This window comes from uncultured Agrococcus sp. (assembly GCF_945915485.1).
In the GTDB taxonomy this organism is placed as follows: Bacteria; Actinomycetota; Actinomycetes; order Actinomycetales; family Microbacteriaceae; genus Agrococcus.
Window position 1 is genome coordinate 1 of sequence record NZ_CAMEFJ010000148.1, and the last position, 3513, is coordinate 3513.

At 62.1% G+C, this 3513-nt stretch carries 6 protein-coding genes; all 6 read left to right on the forward strand.

Translation table 11 applies throughout. From position 1 onward, the window contains the following. Window positions 1-283, forward strand: a 283-nt coding sequence (locus Q0O95_RS13590; protein WP_293699755.1) for a hypothetical protein, incomplete at its 5' end; no start/stop codon positions are given. Window positions 284-295: 12 nt separating this feature from the next. Beyond that, the gene (locus Q0O95_RS13595; RefSeq protein ID WP_293699758.1) at window positions 296-838 is read left to right on the forward strand and encodes a GNAT family protein; all 543 of its coding nucleotides are present in this window, start codon (window positions 296-298) and stop codon (window positions 836-838) included. Between the two features lie 313 nt (window positions 839-1151). Continuing rightward, window positions 1152-1508 (forward strand): GntR family transcriptional regulator, encoded by a 357-nt coding sequence (locus Q0O95_RS13600; RefSeq protein ID WP_293699761.1) that lies wholly within the window; start codon window positions 1152-1154, stop codon window positions 1506-1508. Continuing rightward, window positions 1505-2404: an ABC transporter ATP-binding protein gene (locus Q0O95_RS13605; RefSeq protein ID WP_293699764.1), complete on the forward strand. Its 900-nt coding sequence runs from the start codon at window positions 1505-1507 to the stop codon at window positions 2402-2404. Before Q0O95_RS13600 ends, Q0O95_RS13605 begins: the two co-directional genes overlap by 4 nt. Window positions 2405-2413: 9 nt before the next feature. After that, window positions 2414-3136, forward strand: coding sequence for a hypothetical protein (locus Q0O95_RS13610; RefSeq protein WP_293699767.1), 723 nt, complete (start codon window positions 2414-2416; stop codon window positions 3134-3136). Window positions 3137-3277: 141 nt separating this feature from the next. Further along, window positions 3278-3513 (forward strand): hypothetical protein (locus Q0O95_RS13615; protein WP_293699770.1); only part of this gene is annotated, 236 nt, incomplete at its 3' end.

Here is a 3513-nt window from a genome sequence, read left to right on the forward strand (position 1 = left end):
CTCGATTCCGGCCGACTATGTAATCGATGGGCGCTACTCCGTCGCAGGGCTGCGTGTTCCGAACGCGTGGGGGAGTGGAGACACCGTGACCGCCCACGTGTGCATCGACCACGATGACGTGCGCATTCTGGATGCCGACGGGACCGTGCTCAACACCGAGCCGACGAGCAGATTCACCGCCTCCACCGTACTCTTCGAGTTAAGCGAAGATGAGGACATGTTTCTGGTTGCAGACATCCTCAACCTCTTTCCTGACGCATCGGATCCGTGTCCGGCCGCATGATAGCATTGCTGCGTGACCGATCGACTGCAGCTCAGGGCGTTGCGCCGACCCGAAGATGACGACGCGCTCGCGCAGTTCCTCGGCGACAACGAATGGCCGTTTCATATGCGGCCTCGTCCGACGCAGGCGGATGCCGCCCGGCGGATTGCAGACGGCCGCTACGACCAGCCGGGCAATGCCGCCTTTTGGATCACGCTCAAAGATCAGCGCATCGGCTTCGCTGCGTTGGAGGATTTGGACGACGATACGCCGTTGTTCGACCTTCGGCTGGCGCTCGACGCGCGCGGTCGCGGTTTCGGTGTGCGCATCCTGCAGCTGCTCACGCGAGAGGTATTCGAACGCTCCCCCGAGGCACGCCGCTTCGAAGGGCAGACGCGCGAAGACAACGTCGCCATGCGCAAGACTTTCCTGCGCGCCGGCTGGGTTAAGGAAGCGCACTACAGGGAGGCCTGGCCTGTCGAGGGTTCCGATCCGGTGGCGTCTGTTGCGTATGCGATTTTGCGACGAGATTGGGAGACAGGGATGACGACGCCCGTCCCCTGGGGTGACGAGTAGTCTCGGAGCCCCTCGCGTTCGATTGTGGGAGCCGGGATGCCAGGGTGCTGCCGCGAACCGTATCTCGGGACACCGCGAGATTCGGGTTCTGCGCTGAAAAGCCGCAGTTTTCGCCGCTCGTCGATCACAGTGCCGCTGCTCGTTGCAGATGAAGCATTTGCGTCAGGCGGGGTCCGCACTTGACAGGCAGCCTAGTTGCATGGTTCATTAGTGGAGTAATGAACCAACCAGGTAGTTTGACTGCGCGAAATCGGACGACTTGAGACCGGCGGAACCCGCGCATCCGCCCAGAAATGACAACAGGGGAGGGGCCATGATCGACGACAGCAGACCGCTGTTCATGCAGATCGCCGACCGGATCGCCGAGGGCATTCTGGACGACACCTACCCCGAAGACACAGCCGTCCCATCGACGAACGAACTGGCGAAGCACCTGCGCATCAATCCGGCTACGGCCGGCAAGGGGCTGACACTGCTCGTCGAACAGGGCGTGCTGGTGAAGAGAAGAGGAATCGGAATGTTCGTCGCCGTCGGGGCCCGCGACCTACTCGTGCGAGACCGTAGCGAGTCGTTCGCAGCCGAATTCATCGCGCCCATGATTCATGCGGCGAAACAACTTGGACTTTCCCGTGAGGAACTCATCACGGCCATCGAAAAGGAGCTTTCATGACTACCGTCATTCAGACGAGAAACGTCTCGAAGCGATACAAGGCGGTCGCGGCCGTCGACGACTTGAGCATCGAGTTCGAGGAGCACCGCATCCACGGCCTGCTGGGCCGGAACGGTGCCGGCAAGACCACGCTGATGCAGCTGCTCACGGGGCAGCTCTTCGCGACGAGCGGCCAGATCAGCGTCTTCGGCGAAGAGCCGGTCGAGAACGCAGACGTACTGCGACGCGTCTGCTTCATTCAGGAGGGGCAGGTGTACCCGGACGGCTTCACGCCCGAGCACGTGCTGACCGTCGCCAGAGGCATCCATGCCGGGTGGGATGAGGAAACGGCGAGGTATCTCGTCGACGTCTTCGAACTGCCGACGGACCGCAAGATCAAGAAACTCTCGCGCGGCCAGCTCAGCGCAATCGGCATTATCGTCGGCATCGCGTCGCGGGCCGAGCTGACGTTCTTCGACGAGCCCTACCTCGGACTCGACGCCGTCGCGAGGAAGAACTTCTACGACGAACTGCTGCGCGACTTCAGTGAGCATCCGCGGACGATCGTGATCTCGTCACACCACATCGATGAGATTGCGCCGCTGCTTGAAACCGTCACGGTCATCGACAGCGGCAAGCTGATGATGCGCCACGAGGTCGAGGATCTGGCGGATGCCGCGAGCTCGTTCTCGGGTACCCGCGCGGCCATCGACGAATTCGCAGAGTACGTCGACGTGCTCGAGCGCACGGATGTCGGCGGGCTCTCCACCATCGTCGTGCGCGGCACAGTGCCGCGGCCGGTGCTGGAGCGGGCATCCGAATTGAAGCTCGAGCGACAGCCTGCCTCGCTGCAGGATCTATTCGTCGCACTCACAGAGTCAGCGCGACACGAACGTCGCGCGCGACAGAACGTATAAGGGGGAATCATGCAACGCACAGGCAACGTACTGCGAGTGCACTTTGCCGACAGAAAAGGAACATTCCTGGCACCGCTGATCGTGCTCGGCATCGTCGTCATCGTCATCGGTCTCATCGGAGCCGTCGCCACAGCCACGGGCACAGACCGCGAAGCGTTGTGGGAGGGAATGCAGTACAACGGCGCCGTCTGGGCCCTTCTTGGCATGGGCATCGGCATCGGCTTCGCGACGATGGGTCAGCATCTTTCGTTCGCGCTCGGGATGGGTATCACGCGCCGGGAATGGGTTATCGGCTCCGGGCTCATGTTCGTCATCATGGCGGCATCCATCACTGCGATCGTCGTGATCGGCAAGATCATCGAGCTCGCAACGAGCGGCTGGGGCATGGGCGTGCGAATGTTCGACACCGTCCACACGGGTACAGGGCCGTGGTGGCAGACAGCGATTCAGACCTTCTTGATCGCTCTCGCGGGGATGTGCTTCTGCGCCATGATCGGTTCCGTATGGAATCGCTGGGGGAAGACCGGGCTTTCGTGGCTGGGCGGCGTGGCACTGATCCTGTTGGTGCTGGTGTTTGGCATCGGGATCATCGCCCCATGGGAGCAGGTACTGCGCTTGCTCGAAACCCTCATGGGCTTCGGATGGGGCGTATGGATGAGCGTGCTGGCTGGGAGCACCGTCGTCTCTGCGATCGTCTGGGCGATCCTGACACGCAGAGCCGAGGTTCGCTGAGCCCTCGCACTAGTCCTCACCCAAGCCCTGCGCTCCTTCGCGTTGGCCGACTCTGCATGACTCTCTCTGCACCGGGCCCAGTCGGCCGGGGTTGTGGATAACTTCTAGCGAAGTTGCAGGGAAGCGGAATACTCTGTCGGCATGCGATCGGGATCGAAGAGGATAGTCGGGCTCATGCTCGCGGGCGTGCTCGTGCTGGCGGGATGCTCGGGTGAGGACACAGCTCCTGACGACGCTGCTGAACCATCGCTTTCCGTGCCGCCGGTCGAGACCGAAGAGGTAAGCAACGGTGACGGGGATGTGCTGGAGCTCGACCTCATGTCGGACGACGAACTTCTCGCGGAAGCGGAGCGTGCTTATCAGGGGTTTCTCGATGA